Below are 14,799 nucleotides of genomic sequence, written 5' to 3'. Positions count from 1 at the left end.
GCACGATGCTGGTCTATACCCACCCGTCCTGCCTGCTGCATGACCCCGGCCCCGGCCATCCGGAGTGCCCGCAGCGCCTGCAGTACGTACTCGACGCACTGCACGCCGCCTTCCCTGATCAGCTGGACTGGCGCGAGGCGCCGCCGGCCAAGTTCGGCGAACTGACCCGGGTCCACGACAGCGCCCTGCTCGACTTCGTGCTGCAGCCGCAGACCGCGCCGCTGCGCCAGCTGGACATGGACACCTGGACCTCGCCCGGCTCGGCCAGCGCCGCCGTGCACGCCGCCGGTGCCGGCGTGGCCGCGGTCGATGCGGTGATGCTGGGCGAGGACCCGCTGGCCTTCTGCGCGGTACGCCCGCCGGGCCACCACGCCACCAGCAGCACGGCGATGGGCTTCTGCCTGCTGAACAACATCGCCATCGCTGCCGCCTATGCCCGCGACCGCCACGGACTGGAGCGTATCGCGGTGGTCGACTTCGACGTCCACCACGGAAATGGCACCCAGGACATCTTCCAGCACGATGCCCGGGTCTCCTACTACAGCACCCACCAGGCCGGGCTGTTCCCCAATTCCGGCCTGCGCCGCGACCGCGGTGCCGGCAACCTGATGAACATCCTGTTGCCACCGGGCAGCGGCGGCTTCCGCTTCCGCAACGTCTGGGCCGACGAGATGCTGCCAGCCATCGACGACTTCCGTCCGCAGCTGCTGCTGATCTCCGCCGGCTTCGACGCCCACCTGCGCGACCCACAGGCCGATCTGATGCTGGAGACCGACGATTTCGCCTGGATCACCCGTGAACTGCATGCGCTGGCACGCCGTCACGCCGCCGGCCGGGTGGTCTCGATGCTGGAGGGCGGCTACGACCTGCAGGCCCTGGCCGAGTGCAGCGTGGCCCATGTCCAGGCCCTGATCACCCCCTCTGCGGGTGCCTCCGCCGGATGAACCCGAACCGGCAGGCTCCGGCGCCCTTCATTGCCCCTATGCAAGGGATGGGGCAAGCTACCGTCCGTTTTCGCCCGAATCCGAACCGCGTGCGCCGAGCCCTCCGCCTGCTTCCCCTGCCTCTGAGCATCGCCATCAGCCTGCCGGCGATGGCCGATGATAAGCCGCTCAACTGGGGCCTGTGCCCGGCCACCGACGTCATTCCCGCGTTCACCGACGCCCCCACCCCGGTCCCGGCCCAGGACAAGGCTGCTGCCGCAGCCGCCCGCGAGAACCAGCCGACCGACATCGAAGGCGACCAGCTGCTGGGCACCACCACGGTGCCGCAGTACGAGGGCAACGTGGCGCTGCGCCGGGGTGACCAGTTCGTCGGTACCGACAAGCTCAGCTTCGACACCGAGACCGGCAACTACATCGCCGACGGCAATGTCCGCTACCAGGACGGGTCGATCCGGATGGTCGCCAAGCGCGCCGAAGGCAACCAGGAAAGCGACACCCACAAGATCTCCGACATCAAGTACCAGCTGGTGTCGCGCCGGGGCAACGGTGATGCCGAGTCGGTCGACCTGCAGGGCGCGGTCGGCCAGATGCACCGCTCCACCTACACCACCTGCGACCCGTCGCAGCCGGTGTGGAAGCTGTCGGCGCCGCAGATCGAAGTGGACAACGACGAAGGCTTCGGCACGGCCCGCAACGCCGTGCTGCGGATCGGCAAGGTGCCGGTGCTGTGGGCGCCCTACTTCAAGTTCCCGATCGATGACCGCCGCAAGACCGGCCTGCTGTTCCCGCAGCTGGGCATGTCCGGGCGCAATGGCTTCGATTATGCGCAGCCGATCTATTTCAACCTGGCGCCGAACTACGACGATACCCTGACCCCGCGCTACATGAGCCGGCGCGGCCTGCTGCTCGACAACGAGTTCCGCTACCTCTACAACGGCGGCCGTGGCGAGGTGCTGACCAGCTACATGCCCAACGACAAGCTGCGCGACCGCGACCGCGGCCGGGTGATGTTCGACGGCTACCACAACGTGAACAGCCACTGGCAGGCCCGCGCCAACCTGGCCTGGGTGAGCGACGAACGCTATGTCGAGGACTTCGCCAACCGCCTGGTGGGGGTGACCGCCTCCAACCTGCAGAGCACCATCGGCCTGTACGGCACCGGCCAGAACTGGACGGCCGGCATCATGGCCGACCGCTGGCAGCTGACCGACTACACCCTCGACGAGCGCGCCCTGCCCTACAACCGCGAGCCACGCCTGTTCTTCAACTGGAACAAGCCGGTGCTGCCGTGGCTGGAAACCGGCATCTACACCGAAGCGGTGCGCTTCACCCACGACGACGTCAACTTCAAGTACGACGCCAGTGCCGGCACCGACCTGCAGTACACCCGCAACGGGCAGGTGCAGCGCATGTTCGGTGGTTCGCGCCTGGACGTGAAGCCCTACGTGTCGTTCCCGATCAGTGGCGCAGCCTGGTACGTAACCCCGACCCTGGCCTACCGCTACACCGCCTATGACCTGGATCGCGGCCTGGCCGACAGCGTCCGCCGTACCGTGCTCACCTCCCAGGGCATCGATCCGAACACCGCCACGCCCGAGCAGCTGCGCGGCAATACCTCGCCCAGCCGCAGCCTGCCGATCGGCAGCCTCGATGCCGGCCTGTTCTTCGACCGCGAGACCACCATCCGCGGCAAGTCGTTCCTGCACACCCTGGAGCCGCGCCTGTTCTACCTGCGCACGCCCTACCGCAACCAGGACGAGCTGCCGATCTTCGACACCCGTGACTTCACCTTCAGCTGGGGCCAGCTGTTCCGCGACTCGCGCTATACCGGCGCCGACCGCCAGAACGATGCCAACCAGCTGACCCTGGCACTGGGCACCCGCTTCATCGACCAGACCACCGGCAAGGAACGCTTCTCGGCCGCGATCGGCCAGATCCAGTACTTCGACGAATCGCGGGTGAGCACCACGCCGGGCGGCGCGCCGGTGGAGAAGGGCAAGTCGGCGTGGATCGCCGACGGCAACTACATGATCAACGACCGCTGGACCCTGGGCGCCACCTACCAGTGGGACCCGAAGTACAAGCGCGAGGATCTGGCCAGCGTCCGCGCCCGTTATCTGATGCCCAACGATGGCGTGATCAACCTCAGCTACCGCTACCGCATCAATGCCGGCGCCCCGGCAACCGCCAACAAGCATGACCGGACCCTGCTGGAGCAGGCCGACCTGTCGTTCCTGTACCCGCTGAATGCGCGCTGGAGCCTGGTGGGCCGGTATTACTACTCGCTGCAGGACAAGGAACCGCTGGAGATCATCGCCGGCGTGCAGTGGGACAGCTGCTGCCTGGCCGTGCGTGCAGTGGCCCGCCGCTACGTGCGCAACCGCGAAGGCGACATGAACAATTCCATCCAGCTGGAGTTCGTGCTCAAGGGCCTCAGCTCCATCGGCCAGGACACGGACCGTACGCTGCGCCGTGCTATCCTCGGCTACAACCGCGACGACCTCTATCTCGTGCCGCCCAGCAACACCGGGGCGACCCGGGATGACTACGATCCGAATCAGATCCCATGACCAAGCGCTTCCCCGTTCTTCTCGCCTCCCTGCTGGCGGTGTCCAGCGTGTCCGCCCCCCTGCAGGTGCTCGCGCAGGAGGCGCAGCCGTTGGACCGCATCGCCGCCGTCGTCGACGAGGACGTGATCCTGCAGAGCGAGCTCCAGCGTGCGATCGCCAACATCAAGGCGCAGTACGCCGGCCGTGAGAACCAGCTGCCGCCGGAAGACGTGCTCAGCCGCCAGGTGCTCGAGCGCCTGGTGCTGGTCAAGCTGCAGGTGGCCCGCGCCCAGGGCAGCGGCATCCGCGTCAGCGACCAGGAGCTGAACCAGGCGATGAATGCCATCGCCCAGCAGAACGGCTCGAACCTGGATGCACTGCGCCAGCGCCTGGCCCACGACGGCATCGACTTCAACGATTTCCGCGCTTCAGTGCGCGATGAAATCACCGTGCAGCGCCTGCGCCAGAGCTTCGCGCAGAGCCGCATCAGCGTCAGCGAGGGCGAAGTCGACGCCGCCCTGAAGCAGCAGGCCACGGTTGGCAACCAGTACCACCTGGCGCACATCCTGATCGCCCTGCCCGACGGCTCCAACGCCGACCAGATCGCCACCGGCCAGAAGAAGGCCGAAGGCGTGAAGGCCCTGCTGGACAAGGGTGAGCTGGACTTCAACGCCGCCGCCGTGCGTTATTCGGACAGCCCCAACGCGCTGGAAGGCGGCGACCTGGGCTGGCGCAGCCTGGACGAAATCCCGCAGGCCTTCGCGCAGATGATGGAAAAGATGAAGCCCGGCGAAGTGGTCGGCCCGATCCGCGGCCCCAGCGGCTTCCAGCTGCTGAAGCTGGTGGAAGTGCGTGATGCCAGCGCCGCCAGCGGTGGCGAGCACACGGTCACCGAGTACCACGGCCGCCACATCCTGGTGCGCGTGGACGATCACCAGACCGACGCTGCCGCCAAGGCCAAGATCGATACCCTGCGTGCCCGCATCGCCGGTGGCGCGGACTTCGAGACCGTGGCCAAGGAGTCCTCCGAGGACAACAACAGCAAGGGCCAGGGCGGCGATCTGGGCTGGTTCCCGGCCGACGCGTTCGGTCCGGCGTTCGGCCAGCAGGTATCCGGCATCCAGGACGGCGGCGTCAGCCAGCCGTTCCGCACCGATGCCGGCTGGCACATCGTGCAGCGCGTGGGCACCCGCCAGACCGACGTGACCACTGACAACCAGCGTGCCCAGGTCCGCGAGACCATCGGCCGCCGCAAGCTGGAAGACGAGTACAACCGCTTCCTGCAGGAACTGCGTGGCGAAGCCTACGTCAGCTTCCGCAGCGGCGACCGCGCGGAAAACACCGCCACGCCGCCGCAGTCCTGACCGATGCGCCCCGAGCTCGCTCTGGTACCGGGCGAGCCCGCCGGGATCGGCCCGGAGCTGTGTGTCCGCCTCGTCCAGCAGCCGCGTGAAGATTGCCGGCTGCTGGCCTTCGCCGACCCGGATACCCTGCGCGCGGCCGCGGCCGCGCTGAACCTGCCCCTGCAGCTGTTGCCCGAGGACGCCGAAGCACGCGTCCCCGGCGATCTGCGTGTGCGCGTGGTGGCCAATGCCGTGCCCAGCCACTTCGGCCAGGCCAATCCGGCCAATGCCGGCGCCGTCATCGGCGCCCTGCTCGGTGCCGGCCAGGCGTGCCTGTCCGGCGAACTGCACGGCGTCGTCACCGGCCCGGTGCACAAGGCGGTCATCAACGAAGGCGGCATCGCCTACAGCGGCACCACCGAACTGCTGGCCGACCAGGCCGGGGTGAAGGTGGTGATGATGCTGGCCAACCACATCATGCGCGTGGCCCTGGCCACCACCCACCTGCCACTGCGCGAGGTGGCCGACGCGATCACCGCGCCCGGCCTGGAACACACCCTGCGCACCGTGCACGCCGCGCTGCGCCGCGAATTCGGCCTGCCCGCGCCACGCATCGCCGTGCTCGGCCTGAACCCGCATGCCGGTGAAGACGGTCATCTGGGCCGCGAGGAACTGGACCTGGTCATCCCGCTGCTGCAGCGCCTGCGCGCGGAGGGCATGGACCTGATCGGGCCGCTGCCGGCCGATACCGCCTTCCTGCCGGCCAAGCTGGCAGGCTTCGACACCGTGCTGGCGATGTACCACGACCAGGGCCTGCCGGTGCTGAAGTATTCGGGCTTCGAGCAGGCGGTGAACCTGACCCTGGGCCTGCCCTACCCGCGCGTGGCGGTGGACCATGGCACCGCGCTGGACCTTGCCGGCCGCGGCATTGCCGATCCTTCCAGCCTGCAGGCGGCAACGACGTTGTGTGCGCAGCTTGCGCGGCAACGTACACTGAGCGCATGAATTCCCCGCATTCCCCCTCCGGCCCGGTGTTCACCGCCCCGGCCAAGAAGCAGCTTGGCCAGCATTTCCTGGCCGACCGCCACTACATCGACAAGATCGTGATGGCGGTCAACCCGAAAGACGGTGACCGCGTGGTCGAGATCGGCCCCGGCCAGGGCGCGATCACCCTGCCGCTGCTGCGCGTGCATCCGAAACTGACGGTGATCGAGTTCGACCGCGACCTGATCGCGCCACTGACCGCCGCCGCCGAGCCGCTGGGCGAGCTGACCATCGTCCACCGCGACGTGCTGCGCGTGGACTTCACCGAGCTGGCTGCCGGCCAGTCGATCCGCCTGGTCGGCAACCTGCCCTACAACATCTCCTCGCCGATCCTGTTCCATGCACTGGAACATGCGGCGGTGATCCGCGACATGCACTTCATGCTGCAGAAGGAAGTGGTCGACCGCATGGCCGCCGGCCCCGGCAGCAAGGTGTACGGCCGGCTCAGCGTGATGCTGCAGGCCTACTGCCAGGTGACCTCGCTGTTCGTGGTGCCGCCGGGCGCGTTCCGGCCGCCGCCGAAGGTCGATTCGGCCGTGGTGCGGCTGGTGCCGCGTGACCCGGCCACGATCAACATCCACGACCACAAGCGTTTCGCCGAGGTGGTCAAGGCCGCCTTCGGGCAGCGCCGCAAGACCCTGCGCAACGCCCTGAACAACGTGGTGTCCGCCGAACAGTTCGTTGCCGCCGGCGTGCGTCCCGATGCCCGCGCCGAACAGCTGGACGTGGCCGAATTCATCGCTTTGGCCAATGCCTCCTGATTACACTGCCGGTATGGAAGACGCTGACGTTTATGCCATCTCCGTCGAAGTCGCACCGCGCTTCCTCGACGATCAATCCGCGCCGGAAGACGGGCGCTATGCGTTCGCCTACACGATCCGCATCCACAACCAGGGGCGTGTTGCCGCGCGCCTGGTCGCACGCCACTGGCGCATTACCGATGCCAACGGCCGCGTCGAGCATGTCGATGGCGACGGGGTGATCGGCGAGCAGCCGCGCCTGCGTCCCGGTGAAGACTTCCATTACACGTCTGGTGTCATGCTGGGGACCGATCACGGGACCATGCAGGGCCACTACGACATGGTCGCCGACGACGGCACCGAATTTGCCGCGCCGGTCGCACCTTTCGTGCTGGCCATCCCGCGTACCCTGCACTGACACGGAGGCCGAACGATGAGTGTGTGGGCGATCGGCGACCTGCAGGGCTGCTATGACGTCACCCAGCGACTGCTGGAGAAGATCCGTTTCGACCCGGCGCAGGACACCCTGTGGTTCTGCGGCGACCTGGTCAACCGCGGTGGCCAGTCACTGGAAACGCTGCGGCTGGTGCATTCGCTGCGCGAGCACAGCGTGGTGGTGCTGGGCAACCATGACCTTTCGCTGCTGGCCGTCGGTGCGCGCACCGAAGAGGAACAGCGCAAGGTCAACCCGGACCTGCTGCGCATCGTGCAGGCCGAGGACCGCGACGAACTGCTGGATTGGCTGCGCCTGCAGAAGCTGGTGCACGTGGACCGCGAGCTGGGCTGGATGATGGTGCACGCCGGCCTGGCGCCGAAGTGGACCACGCAGATGGCCGAGAAGCATGCAGCCGAAGTCGAGGTACAGCTGCACGGCGCCGGCTACCGCAAGCTGTTCCGCAACATGTACGGCGACAAGCCGAGCTGGGCACCGAACCTGTCCGGCTACGACCGCTCGCGCGCAATCATCAACGTGCTCACCCGCATGCGCTACTGCACCCCGCGCGGGCGCATCGGCATCGAGGACAAGGGCACGCCGGGCACCCAGGAACAGGGGCTGTATCCCTGGTTCGAAGTGCCGGGCCGGGTCGAGCGTGACCTCAAGGTGGTCTGCGGCCACTGGTCGGCGCTGGGCCTGACCATCACCCAGGGCGTGCACGCCATCGACACCGGCGCGGTCTGGGGCGGCAAGCTGACCGCGATCCAGCTCGATACCGATGAACTGCGCGTGGTGCAGGTGCCAGGCCGCGATGTACCGGCACCCGTGCCCAACGCCCGCCCGCCAGCGCGCCCGGCGCACGAGCGCCCGGCTGCACCGGCGCAGAGCAAGGAACAGGGCGGCGGCAATGCTCCGGCCGCCAACCCGGGCAACCGCGGCCCGCGCCGTCGTCGTCGCCGTGGTGGCGGTGGTGGTGGTGGCTCCGGCGGTCCCAACAACAACAGCACCCCGCCGCAGGCATGACGCGGCACGGCTGGGCACCATGGACGGTGCTGCTGCTGACGCTGGCCCTGGCCAGCGGCTGCCAGCCCGGCTCGCCGACTGCTCCCACGGCTGCGGACAGCGCTGAACGCACACCGACGCCACCACAGGCGCCTTCGCCGCCACTGGTGGCTGCGGCGCGCGCGCAGATCGGCGTCACCTCCCGCTACGACCCTGCCTATCAAGTGCTGGCCTATCCCGGCGGCGACGTGCCACTGGATCGCGGCGTGTGCACCGATGTGGTGGTGCGCGCCCTGCGCAGCCAGGGCCTGGACCTGCAGGCACGCGTGCATGAAGACATGCGCGGCAACTTCAGTGCCTATCCGGCGATCTGGGGCCTGTCACGGCCGGACCGCAACATCGATCATCGTCGTGTACCGAACCTGATGCGCTGGTTCGAACGGCAGGGCTGGCAGCAACCGATCACCGCCCTCGCCACCGACTATGCGGCCGGTGACATCGTTGCCTGGAAGCTCAACGGCAACGGCCTGCTGCATGTGGGCATCGTCTCCGACCGGCAGGTGGCCGATGGCACGCCGCTGGTGCTGCACAACATCGCGCGCGGCACCCGCGAAGAGAACCTGTTGTTCCAGCACACGATCATCGGGCATTACCGGATGCCGTAGGCAATCCTGTAGAGCCGAGCCATGCTCGGCTACGGGATGTGTCCGGCAACAGCAGCCGAGCATGGCTCGGCTCTACAGATGGGCGGCGATCAGCGGCGCACGTAGTGCACGAAGCGGAACGCGTACGCGTGACGTTCGTCGGCCGGATGCGGCTCGCTGCTCACTTCCTGCCAGTCCTGCGCATCCACTTCGGGGAAATGGGTATCGGCGGGGACTTCGGCATCCACCCAGGTCAGGTACAGGTCACTGGCCTGCTCCAGCAGCTGGCGGAAGATCTCGCCGCCGCCGATGATGCACAGCTCGCTGGCGCCCTCGCCTTCGGCAATCGCCTTCGCCTCGTCCAGCGACGCCACTGCACGCATGCCCTCGAACGGCACCTGGCCGCTACGGGTCAGCACCAGGTTGGTACGCCCCGGCAGCACGCGGCCGATCGACTCGGCGGTCTTGCGCCCCATCAGGATCGGCTTGCCCATGGTGAGCGCCTTGAAATGCTTGAAATCATCCGGCAGGTGCCAGGGCATGGCATTGCCCTGGCCGATGCCACGGTTGCGGTCCAGCGCCACGATCATCGACAGCTTCATTGCGCTCACACCGCCACCGGCGCCTTGATGGCCGGGTGCGGGTCGTAGCCGTCGATGCGGATGTCGTCGAACTGGAAGCCGAACAGGTCGGTCACCTCCGGGTTCAACCACAGCGTCGGCAGCGCGCGCGGTTCACGCGACAGCTGCTCGCGCGCCTGCTCGAAGTGGTTCGAATACAGGTGCGCATCGCCCAGCGTGTGCACGAAGTCGCCCACGCCCAGGCCGGTGGCCTGCGCCACCATGTGGGTCAGCAGCGCGTAGCTGGCGATGTTGAACGGCACTCCGAGGAAGATGTCGCCGCTGCGCTGGTACAGCTGGCAGCTGAGCTTGCCGTCCACCACGTAGAACTGGAACAGGTTGTGGCACGGCATCAGCGCCATCTGAGAGAGCTCGCCCACGTTCCAGGCGCTGACCACCAGCCGACGCGAATCCGGGTTGCGCTTGATCTCGTCCACCAGCCACTGCATCTGGTCGATCTCACCGCCATCGGCAGTGGCCCAGCTGCGCCACTGCTTGCCGTAGACCGGGCCGAGGTCGCCATTGTCGTCGGCCCACTCGTCCCAGATCCGTACCTGGTTGTCCTTCAGGTAGCCGATGTTGGTGTCGCCCTTCAGGAACCACAGCAGCTCGTGGATGATCGAGCGCAGGTGCAGCTTCTTGGTGGTGACCAGCGGGAAGCCTTCGGCCAGGTTGAAACGCATCTGCCAGCCAAACACGCTGCGGGTGCCGGTGCCGGTGCGATCACTTTTCTCGGCGCCGTGTTCGAGCACGTGCGAGAGCAGGTCCAGGTAAGCCTTCATGCCTTGCCCTCGGCAGCTACCAGCGGCTGCGGCTGCAGTACCGGCGCGCGGCGCGACATCACCAGCAGCACCAGGCCGAAGGCGATCAGCGGCAGGCTGAGGATCTGGCCTCGGGTCAGCCAGTCGAAGGCCACGTAGACGCCGTTGTCGGGCATGCGCACAAACTCCACCGCGAAGCGGAACAGGCCGTACATCAGCGCGAACAGGCCACCGACCAAGTAGCGATGACGCGGCTTGGCCGACACCGTCCACAACACCACGAACATCACCAGGCCTTCCAGCAACGCTTCATACAGCTGCGAGGGATGGCGGGCGAACTGGTTCAGCGCGCCGGTGGCGAACTGCGCCTGCAGGGTGGCGTGGTCAAGCTGGTTCAGCGGCGCCGGCAGGCCGGACGGGAACACCACGCCCCAGCTACCGTCGGTGTACTTGCCCCACAGCTCGGCACCGATGAAATTGCCAATACGGCCGAAGCCCAGGCCCAGCGGCACCAGCGGCGCCATGAAGTCCATGGTGTCGAAGAAATGCAGCTTGTGCTTGCGCGACCACCACCAGCAGGCGGCAATCACGCCCAGCAGGCCGCCGTGGAAACTCATGCCGCCATCCCACACCTTGAACAGCAGCAGCGGGTTATGCAGGAAATCGCCCAGCGCGTAGAACAGCATGTAGCCGATGCGCCCGCCCAGCACCACGCCGAGCATGGCGTAGAACAGCAGGTCGGAGAAGCCGTTGGCATCGACACCCGGCAGGCGCCCGTCAGCGATGCGCTTGCGGCCCAGCAGCCAGGCCGCAGTGAAGCCGAGCAGGTACATGATGCCGTACCAGTGCACCTTGATCGGCCCCAGCGAGAGGGCGATGGGGTCGATGTCGTGGAAATAGATCATGGAAGGTGCCTTGCGGTTGAACGCCTATTCTCGGGCCAGTGCCGCCCCGGCTCAACCAAGGAGCTGGGGCGAGTTCGGCAACGCGTCATCGTTCGACCGCGTCGAGGCCGGAAAGTGCCCTTCGATCAGGCTGGAGACCTCGTCGATGGCATCCTGCAGCGCTTCCACCGGATGGGAACCACGCAGGCCCTCGCGCAGGTGGGTGCAGACCCGCTGCCACTGCGCCGGACTGACCCGGCCCTGCAGGCCCCGGTCGGCGACGATCTCGATGGCGTGGTCAGCCAGCAGCAGGTAGATCAGTACACCGTTGTTGTGGGTGGTATCCCAGGTGCGCAGGCGGGCAAAGGCATGCTCGGCAGCCTGGCGCGGGGTCACCCTGTGCCACAGCGCGGCCAGCGGCAGGTCCGCTTCCACCGCGAACATCACCTGCCCACCGTGGCGCTGCTCACCGGCCGCGATGGCCTCGGTGATCGCCTGCAATGTGGCGGGCGGGAATGCGCGCCGTACCGACGGCGAAAACACGTGCCGACATAGACGTTGGATCATCACCAGCCCCCCGAAGCACCGCCACCACCGGAGCGGCCACCACCGCCACCCCAGCCGCCGCCACCACCAAATCCACCGCCCCCGCCGAAGCCGCCTCCGCCGCCCCAGCTGCCACCGCCCCAGCCGCCGCCGCCGGCAAAGCGGCCCGGATGACCGGAGAGCATGGCCACGATCAGCCCTACGACGCCGGCCAGGCCACTGGCCAGCAGCGTGGACGTGAACAGGAACGCCGCCAGCGCTGCACCGGCGCCGCCGAGAAGGCCTCGCAGCGGGCGCGGCACGCGCGAGAACACGCCGCGCAGGATGCTGCCGGCGAACACACCGATGAACAGCGCCAGGAACCAGGTATCGCCACCACCGCTGGGCTCACGCCCGCGATGGCCGCTGACCGGTGCCGGCAGCGTTTCGCCGTCGATCAGCTTGACCAGCACCGCCGTGGCGTCGGTGATGCCACCGGCGTAGTCGCCGCTGCGGAAGCGCGGCACCAGGTATTCCTGGATGACCCGGTTGGCGATGGCATCGGGAATGGCGCCTTCCAGACCGTAGCCCGGCTCGATGCGCACGCGCCGGTCGTCCTTGGCCACCACCAGCAGCACCCCGTCATCCACGCCCTTGCGGCCGATCTGCCACTGGTCGAAGACCCGCGTGGTGTACTGCGCGATGTCCTCCGGCTGGGTGGTCGGCACCACCAGCACCTGCAGCTGGCTGCCCTTGCGCTGCTGCAGTTCGATCGCCTGCTGCACCAGCGCCTGCTTCTGCGCGGCATCCAGCGTGCCGGTGGTATCGACCACCGGCGAATCCAGCGCAGGAACCGGCGCCAGCTGCTGCGCATGCGAGGCCAGCGGCAGCCACAGCAGCAGGGCCAGCAGCGCAGAGGCCAGGCGCATCGATCAGGTCCCCGGCTGCGGTGCCGGCTGCTGCTGCGGCGCGTTGCCGAAATCGACCGCCGGCGCGTTGGAGATCTGCGCTTCGTTGTCCACGGTGAAGTTCGGCTTGGTCTTGTAGCCGAAGATCTTGGCGGTGATCACCTGCGGGAACGAGCGGATGTAGGTGTTGTAGTCCTGCACCTGCTGGATGTAACGGCCACGGGCGACGGTGACCCGGTTCTCGGTACCTTCCAGCTGCGCCTGCAGGTCGCGGAAGTTCTGGTTCGACTTCAGCTCCGGGTAGTTCTCGGTGACCACCAGCAGCCGCGACAGCGCGCTGCCAAGTTCGCCCTGGGCCTGCTGGAACTGCTTGAGCGAGGCTTCGTCGTCGGCATTGACGTTGATCTGGCCGACACGCGAACGGGCGTTGGTCACTTCAGTCAGCACACGCTCTTCCTGGCTGGCGAAGCCCTTCACGGTCTGCACCAGGTTGGGCACCAGGTCGGCGCGGCGCTTGTACTGGTTGATGACCTCCGACCAGCTGGCCTTGACCGCTTCATCCTTCTGCTGGATGGCGTTGTAGCCGCAGCCGGAGAGCAGGGAGGCCAACAGCATCAGGGGCAGGACACGGGTGAACAGGCGCATGGCGGAGGTTCCGGGTGGGCTTGGCGCCGAGCATGCCATGGTTCGGGTGAAAGACCGGCCATCGGGCGCCGCCCCCTCCGCGGTGGTTGTTTGCTGGTTCTCTGGGGGTGGCCGGGAGGGTGGGTTGGCTGGGGGGCGCTGCAAGTACGTCCATGTAAGCTCGATCGCCGCATCCATGCGGCTCACGCCCCCAGCCAACCCACCCTCCCGGCCACGGACAATTTCCTGCGTACCGCGGGAAGATCAAAAGAAAAAAACAAAAGCAAAAGCCGGTTCTTCAGGCATTCGTGTCGACCAAGGTCGACACCTACCAGAGCGGAACGACGTTCCGACAGACCGCGGGAATCTGTCGAAGGCGGGGTGGGTCCGGTTGCGGGGGTGTCCGCGGCATGGATGCCGCGGCCAAGCCTCCATGGACGGATTCACGGCGTCCCCCGCAACCGGACCCACCCCGCCAACCCACGGAATGCAGGCTTTTGCTGTTGCTGTTGCTGTTGCTTCGGCGGGTGCAGGGCGCAGCCCTGCCGGAAACCCTCCCCTCTCAGCAAGCCTCAGCCACCGCAGTGCGCGGACGCCCCAGCCACGCCAGCAGCAACCCCGAGGCCGCCAGCAGGCCACCGGCTACCGGAATCGCGGCGTAGCCCAGGCCCGTGCTGATCACCGCACCGCCCAGCGCCGCACCCACGGCATTGCCCAGGTTGAACGCACCGACGTTGATCGACGACGCCAGGCCCGGCGCCTCGCTGGCCGCCTGCATCACCCGGATCTGCAACGGCGGCACGATCGCAAAAGTCGCGGCACCGAACAGCAGCACCCCCAGCGCCGCAGTGGCGTGGTGCATGAAGGCCAGCGGCAGTACGAACATCAACACGGCCAGGACCGCCAGCAGGATGCGGGTGGCACCATCCAGCGACCAGTCGGCCATGCGCCCACCGATGCCATTGCCGAAGGTGAAGCCGATACCGATCAGCGCCAGCGACATCGCGATGAAGGCGTTGGAGGCACCGGTCAGTTCGGTCAGCACCGGTGCCACGTAGGTATAGAGGGTGAACATCGCGCCGGCGCCAAGCACGGTGGTAGCCATCGCCAGCAGCACCTGCGGCTGCAGGATCGCTCTCAGTTCGCGGCGCACGTCCGGGCGCGGCCCCGGCGCGGATGCCGGCAGCGCGAGGCCGAGCGCGGTGATCGCGACCAGGCCCAGCACCGCCGTACCGGCGAAGGACAGACGCCAGCCCAGCTGCTGGCCCACCCAGGTGGCCAGCGGCACACCGCCGATGTTGGCGATGGTCAGGCCCATGAACATGGTGGCCACGGCGGCAGCCTGCTTGTCCTTCGGCACCAGGCTGGCGGCGACCACCGCACCGATGCCGAAGAAGGCACCGTGATTGAGGCTGGTGACCAGACGCGACAGCAACAGCAGGCCGTAGTTCGGGGCCAGTGCCGAGAGCAGGTTGCCGACCACGAAGATCGACATCAGCAGCATCAGCGCGGTGCGCTTGCCAAACCGTCCCATCAGCAGGGTCATCACCGGCGCGCCCAGCATCACGCCCACGGCATAGGCGGTGATCAGCATGCCGGCGGTGGGAATGTTCACACCGACGCCGTCGGCAATGACGGGCAGCAGGCCCATCGGCGCGAATTCAGTGGTGCCGATGGCGAAGGCGCCGACGGCAAGGGCCAACAAGGCGGCTCTGGAGTTCATGGGGTCATCCTGCGTGGGGCAGGTCCTGGAAAAGAGCGCGTAGCCTGCGCGC

At 67.6% G+C, this 14,799-nt stretch carries 15 protein-coding genes; 8 read left to right on the top strand and 7 right to left on the bottom strand.

All coding sequences use genetic code 11. The features are described 5' to 3' along the window. Nucleotides 1-5: 5 nt before the first annotated feature. From ACZK3J_RS03500 to ACZK3J_RS03465, 8 genes are all read left to right on the top strand, one after another. The gene (locus ACZK3J_RS03500; RefSeq protein ID WP_032129908.1) at nt 6-944 is read left to right on the top strand and encodes a histone deacetylase family protein; all 939 of its coding nucleotides are present in this window, start codon (nt 6-8) and stop codon (nt 942-944) included. Nucleotides 945-1,033: 89 nt separating this feature from the next. Then, nucleotides 1,034-3,514 carry an LPS-assembly protein LptD gene (gene lptD, locus ACZK3J_RS03495; protein ID WP_080355245.1) on the top strand — a complete coding sequence of 827 codons (2,481 nt, stop codon included), beginning with the start codon at nt 1,034-1,036 and terminating at the stop codon, nt 3,512-3,514. Beyond that, the gene (locus ACZK3J_RS03490) at nt 3,511-4,857 is read left to right on the top strand and encodes a peptidylprolyl isomerase (protein ID WP_032129906.1); all 1,347 of its coding nucleotides are present in this window, start codon (nt 3,511-3,513) and stop codon (nt 4,855-4,857) included. The genes lptD and ACZK3J_RS03490 overlap by 4 nt, the downstream gene beginning before the upstream one ends. Nucleotides 4,858-4,860: 3 nt before the next feature. After that, complete coding sequence (gene pdxA / locus ACZK3J_RS03485) at nt 4,861-5,841, top strand: 4-hydroxythreonine-4-phosphate dehydrogenase PdxA (protein WP_100437912.1); 981 nt, start codon at nt 4,861-4,863, stop codon at nt 5,839-5,841. Continuing rightward, the gene (gene rsmA / locus ACZK3J_RS03480) at nt 5,838-6,641 is read left to right on the top strand and encodes a 16S rRNA (adenine(1518)-N(6)/adenine(1519)-N(6))-dimethyltransferase RsmA (protein ID WP_100437911.1); all 804 of its coding nucleotides are present in this window, start codon (nt 5,838-5,840) and stop codon (nt 6,639-6,641) included. Before pdxA ends, rsmA begins: the two co-directional genes overlap by 4 nt. A gap of 13 nt (nt 6,642-6,654) precedes the next feature. Then, entirely contained in the window at nt 6,655-7,038 is a 384-nt protein-coding gene (gene apaG, locus ACZK3J_RS03475) for a Co2+/Mg2+ efflux protein ApaG (RefSeq protein WP_005412297.1), read from the top strand. Between the two features lie 15 nt (nt 7,039-7,053). Next, complete coding sequence (locus ACZK3J_RS03470; RefSeq protein ID WP_100437910.1) at nt 7,054-8,079, top strand: symmetrical bis(5'-nucleosyl)-tetraphosphatase; 1,026 nt, start codon at nt 7,054-7,056, stop codon at nt 8,077-8,079. Beyond that, nucleotides 8,076-8,723: a DUF1287 domain-containing protein gene (locus ACZK3J_RS03465; RefSeq protein WP_100437909.1), complete on the top strand. Its 648-nt coding sequence runs from the start codon at nt 8,076-8,078 to the stop codon at nt 8,721-8,723. Before ACZK3J_RS03470 ends, ACZK3J_RS03465 begins: the two co-directional genes overlap by 4 nt. Before the next feature lie 89 nt (nt 8,724-8,812). On the opposite strand, the gene ACZK3J_RS03460 is transcribed toward ACZK3J_RS03465, so the two are convergent. The 7 genes from ACZK3J_RS03460 to ACZK3J_RS03430 form a co-directional block, all read right to left on the bottom strand. Next, nucleotides 8,813-9,304, bottom strand: coding sequence for a dihydrofolate reductase (locus ACZK3J_RS03460; RefSeq protein WP_100437908.1), 492 nt, complete (start codon nt 9,302-9,304; stop codon nt 8,813-8,815). 5 nt (nt 9,305-9,309) lie between these two features. Then, the gene (locus tag ACZK3J_RS03455) at nt 9,310-10,104 is read right to left on the bottom strand and encodes a thymidylate synthase (RefSeq protein WP_100437907.1); all 795 of its coding nucleotides are present in this window, start codon (nt 10,102-10,104) and stop codon (nt 9,310-9,312) included. Next, nucleotides 10,101-10,988, bottom strand: a complete 888-nt coding sequence (gene lgt / locus ACZK3J_RS03450; protein WP_049422854.1) for a prolipoprotein diacylglyceryl transferase — start codon at nt 10,986-10,988, stop codon at nt 10,101-10,103. Before lgt ends, ACZK3J_RS03455 begins: the two co-directional genes overlap by 4 nt. Before the next feature lie 51 nt (nt 10,989-11,039). Next, nucleotides 11,040-11,534 carry a TPM domain-containing protein gene (locus tag ACZK3J_RS03445; RefSeq protein WP_060380614.1) on the bottom strand — a complete coding sequence of 165 codons (495 nt, stop codon included), beginning with the start codon at nt 11,532-11,534 and terminating at the stop codon, nt 11,040-11,042. Beyond that, nucleotides 11,534-12,421, bottom strand: coding sequence for a TPM domain-containing protein (locus ACZK3J_RS03440; RefSeq protein ID WP_100437906.1), 888 nt, complete (start codon nt 12,419-12,421; stop codon nt 11,534-11,536). The genes ACZK3J_RS03445 and ACZK3J_RS03440 overlap by 1 nt, the downstream gene beginning before the upstream one ends. Before the next feature lie 3 nt (nt 12,422-12,424). Next, entirely contained in the window at nt 12,425-13,045 is a 621-nt protein-coding gene (locus tag ACZK3J_RS03435) for a LemA family protein (RefSeq protein WP_032130538.1), read from the bottom strand. Nucleotides 13,046-13,586: 541 nt separating this feature from the next. After that, the gene (locus ACZK3J_RS03430; RefSeq protein WP_100437905.1) at nt 13,587-14,747 is read right to left on the bottom strand and encodes an MFS transporter; all 1,161 of its coding nucleotides are present in this window, start codon (nt 14,745-14,747) and stop codon (nt 13,587-13,589) included. Nucleotides 14,748-14,799 lie beyond the last annotated feature (52 nt).

It is taken from the genome of Stenotrophomonas sp. 86428_Sma, from assembly GCF_056481585.1.
The sequence above is the reverse complement of the archived record's forward strand: the minus strand, read 5'-3'. Positions and strand labels throughout refer to the sequence as shown.

Excerpts from the sequence above, each read along its gene's own strand:
- ACZK3J_RS03500 (WP_032129908.1), top strand. The coding sequence starts at position 6 with ATGCTGGTCTATACCCACCCGTCCTGCCTGCTGCATGACCCCGGCCCC.
- ACZK3J_RS03490 (WP_032129906.1), top strand. The coding sequence starts at position 3,511 with ATGACCAAGCGCTTCCCCGTTCTTCTCGCCTCCCTGCTGGCGGTGTCC.
- pdxA (WP_100437912.1), top strand. The coding sequence starts at position 4,861 with ATGCGCCCCGAGCTCGCTCTGGTACCGGGCGAGCCCGCCGGGATCGGC.
- rsmA (WP_100437911.1), top strand. The coding sequence starts at position 5,838 with ATGAATTCCCCGCATTCCCCCTCCGGCCCGGTGTTCACCGCCCCGGCC.
- apaG (WP_005412297.1), top strand. The coding sequence starts at position 6,655 with ATGGAAGACGCTGACGTTTATGCCATCTCCGTCGAAGTCGCACCGCGC.
- ACZK3J_RS03470 (WP_100437910.1), top strand. The coding sequence starts at position 7,054 with ATGAGTGTGTGGGCGATCGGCGACCTGCAGGGCTGCTATGACGTCACC.
- ACZK3J_RS03465 (WP_100437909.1), top strand. The coding sequence starts at position 8,076 with ATGACGCGGCACGGCTGGGCACCATGGACGGTGCTGCTGCTGACGCTG.
- ACZK3J_RS03460 (WP_100437908.1), bottom strand. The coding sequence starts at position 9,304 with ATGAAGCTGTCGATGATCGTGGCGCTGGACCGCAACCGTGGCATCGGC.
- ACZK3J_RS03455 (WP_100437907.1), bottom strand. The coding sequence starts at position 10,104 with ATGAAGGCTTACCTGGACCTGCTCTCGCACGTGCTCGAACACGGCGCC.
- lgt (WP_049422854.1), bottom strand. The coding sequence starts at position 10,988 with ATGATCTATTTCCACGACATCGACCCCATCGCCCTCTCGCTGGGGCCG.
- ACZK3J_RS03445 (WP_060380614.1), bottom strand. The coding sequence starts at position 11,534 with ATGATCCAACGTCTATGTCGGCACGTGTTTTCGCCGTCGGTACGGCGC.
- ACZK3J_RS03440 (WP_100437906.1), bottom strand. The coding sequence starts at position 12,421 with ATGCGCCTGGCCTCTGCGCTGCTGGCCCTGCTGCTGTGGCTGCCGCTG.
- ACZK3J_RS03435 (WP_032130538.1), bottom strand. The coding sequence starts at position 13,045 with ATGCGCCTGTTCACCCGTGTCCTGCCCCTGATGCTGTTGGCCTCCCTG.
- ACZK3J_RS03430 (WP_100437905.1), bottom strand. The coding sequence starts at position 14,747 with ATGAACTCCAGAGCCGCCTTGTTGGCCCTTGCCGTCGGCGCCTTCGCC.